Below are 2,841 nucleotides of genomic sequence, written 5' to 3'. Positions count from 1 at the left end.
TCCTTGAGCGCCTTCTGGCAGGGCTCGATGGTGCGCTGGACCAGGTCCTCGACCAGGGCTTCCAGCTTGGCGCGCGACAGCTTGATGTTGAGGTGCAGCGGGCCCGACGCGTTCATCGAGATGAAGGGCAGGTTGACCTCGTAGGAGGTCACCGAGGACAGCTCCTTCTTGGCCTTCTCGGCCTCTTCCTTCAGGCGCTGCAGCGCCAGCTTGTCCTGGCGCAGGTCGACGCCCTGCTCCTTCTTGAACTCGTCAGCCAGGTAGTCGACGAGGCGCAGGTCGAAGTCCTCGCCGCCCAGGAAGGTGTCGCCGTTGGTCGACTTCACCTCAAAGACGCCGTCGCCGATCTCCAGGATCGAGACGTCGAAGGTGCCGCCGCCGAGGTCGTAGACGGCGATCTTCTTGCCTTCGTTCTTCTCCAGGCCATAGGCCAGCGCGGCCGCGGTCGGCTCGTTGATGATGCGCAGGACCTCAAGCCCGGCGATCTTGCCCGCGTCCTTGGTGGCCTGACGCTGGGCGTCGTTGAAATAGGCCGGGACCGTGATGACGGCCTTGGTGACCGTCTCGCCGAGGTGGGCCTCGGCGGCCTCCTTCATCTTCTGCAGGATGAAGGCGGAGATTTCCTGCGGGGAATAGTCCTTGCCGTGAGCGCGGACCCAGGCGTCTCCGTTCGGACCCTTCACGATCTCGTAGGGCACCATCTTCTTGTCCTTGGCGACCACCGGGTCGTCAAAGGTGCGGCCGATCAGGCGCTTGATGGCGAAGAAGGTGTTGGCCGGGTTGGTCACGGCCTGGCGCTTGGCCGGCTGACCGACGATGCGCTCGCCGTCCTCGAGGATGCCCACCACTGACGGGGTGGTGCGGGCGCCCTCGGCGTTCTCGATGACCTTGGGGTTCTTCCCGTCCATCACCGCGACGCACGAGTTGGTGGTGCCGAGGTCGATGCCGATGATCTTGCTCATGGGCGTTTCTCTAGTCTCCGTTTCGGCGGACGGATCAGCGGCCTGACCATTCAGCGCCGTCAGCGCCCGTCCCCTTTGAGGTTCACGTCTGCCGTTCCGCCGAAAAGCCCGACGGAACCCATGGCGGCCATATGGGAAAGTCCGCACGCGCCGCAAGGGGATGAACGCCCCTGAACCCCCAATCCGCGCGTGCCGGGTGCGTCATTCCGCCTGTCGAAAGAGACTCGTAAAACGTCGATTTTTGGCGGACGATGAATTTCGCCCGGCTTCCTCGGGTTGAAACACGGCCTTCTACGGCCTCGGGGGAATACAAATGCTTCAGTACGCTCGCCGCGCGCTCATCGGTGCGGCCATCATCGCCGCCATCGGCACGGGCGCCCTGGCCCAGGACGGCTACAACCGCGAAGTGCGGATCATCAACAACACCGGCGTGACCCTTACCCACCTCTATTCGACCAACTCGGGCCGCGCCGACTGGGGCGGTGACCTGCTGGGCTCCAGCGTGATCCCGTCGGGCCGTGGCATCGTGGTGGACTTCGATGACGGCACCGGCGCCTGCCTGTTCGACATCCGCGCCCGCTTCGCCGACGGCGACGTCGTCGACCGCCGCCAGATCAACGTCTGCCAGGTGAGCAACCTCACCTTCAACTGATCCGACCTCCAGGTCGCGGGGAGAGGGCGGTCCGAGGGGCCGCCCTTTTTCGTGGAGCTAGGCCGCGCGGGTCTCGGGCGCAGCCAGTTCGGCCTGCCCTGTCAGGACCGCCTCGAGCGCGCCGAGCAGGCTGGCAGGCGTCAGCGGCTTGGCGACGAACCACGTCATGCCCGCCGCGGCGCACGCCTTGACGTCCTCCTCGGAGGTGTCGGCGGTGACCGCGATCACCGGGACATCCTTGTTCGGACCGTCGGTCGCGCGCAGGCGCCGCGTGGTCTCGCGCCCGTCCAGTTCGGGCATGCGGACGTCCATGAAGATCACGTCGAACGGCTCGGTCGCGGCGGCGGCGAGCGCGGCCATGCCGTCCGCCGCCTGGGCGATTTCGCAGCCGAGCGGCTGAAGGATGAGCTGGACCGCGCGCCGGTTGATGTCGTGGTCGTCCACGATCAGCACCTTCAGCGGCCGGCCCTCGTCCTCGGACGCCTCGACGGGCTCGATCTCGGGCTCGGGTTCGGGCTCCGCCGACACCGGCGCCGTGGCGACGGGCGCGGGCGCCGGCTCGGGGGCTATCCTGGACAAGGGCGCAAAGCCCGCGCCGTAGGTATCGGCGCCCGGCAGGGCCGGCGCCACCACCGGCGCCTCGGCGATCGGCAGGGTCACCGCCAGGGTGAAGGCCGAGCCCTCGCCACGCGCGCTGCGCACGCACAGCCGGCCGCCCATCAGCTGGGCGAGCTGGCGACTGATCCAAAGCCCGAGGCCCGACCCGCCATGACGGCCGCTGACGCCGGCCTTGGTCTGGTCGAAGGGCCGGAACAGCCGCGAAATCTGGTCGACGTCCATGCCGGGGCCGGTATCAGCCACCTCGATGAGCAGGGAGGCGCCGCCGGCCTCGGCCTCCCAGGCCTTGAGGCGCACGCGCACCTCGCCGTCTGCGGTGAACTTCACCGCGTTGGACAGAAGATTGTTGAGGACCTGCCGGATGCGCACCGGGTCGCCCACGACCCAGGCCGGCAGGCTGCGCCCGCCCTCGATCAGGAGGCGCAGTCCCTTGGCGCGCGCCTGACCCTGCCAGAAGCGGCAGGCGCGGGCGATCAGGTCGCGAAGATTGAAGACGACCGGCTCGATCTCCATGCGGCCCGCCTCGAGCCGGTCGTGGTCGTGGAGATCGTCCAGCAGGCGGTTGATCATCTGGCCGGCGTCGAGGATCAGCCCCGCGTGCGAGCGGGC

The 2,841-nt window shown here is 68.1% G+C and carries 3 protein-coding genes; 1 reads left to right on the top strand and 2 read right to left on the bottom strand.

The features are described 5' to 3' along the window. Positions 1 to 962 (bottom strand): Hsp70 family protein (locus Q0M60_RS01095; RefSeq protein WP_296814845.1); only part of this gene is annotated, 962 nt, incomplete at its 3' end. 313 nt (positions 963 to 1,275) lie between these two features. Here Q0M60_RS01095 and Q0M60_RS01090 point away from each other — a divergent pair. Next, the gene (locus Q0M60_RS01090) at positions 1,276 to 1,614 is read left to right on the top strand and encodes a hypothetical protein (RefSeq protein ID WP_296814842.1); all 339 of its coding nucleotides are present in this window, start codon (positions 1,276 to 1,278) and stop codon (positions 1,612 to 1,614) included. Between the two features lie 57 nt (positions 1,615 to 1,671). On the opposite strand, the gene Q0M60_RS01085 is transcribed toward Q0M60_RS01090, so the two are convergent. Then, positions 1,672 to 2,841: ATP-binding protein (locus tag Q0M60_RS01085; protein ID WP_296814839.1), on the bottom strand; the 1,170-nt coding region annotated here is incomplete at its 5' end.

The sequence above is a fragment of the Brevundimonas sp. genome, assembly GCF_024711105.1.
In the GTDB taxonomy this organism is placed as follows: domain Bacteria; phylum Pseudomonadota; class Alphaproteobacteria; order Caulobacterales; family Caulobacteraceae; genus Brevundimonas.
The sequence above is the reverse complement of the archived record's forward strand: the minus strand, read 5'-3'. Positions and strand labels throughout refer to the sequence as shown.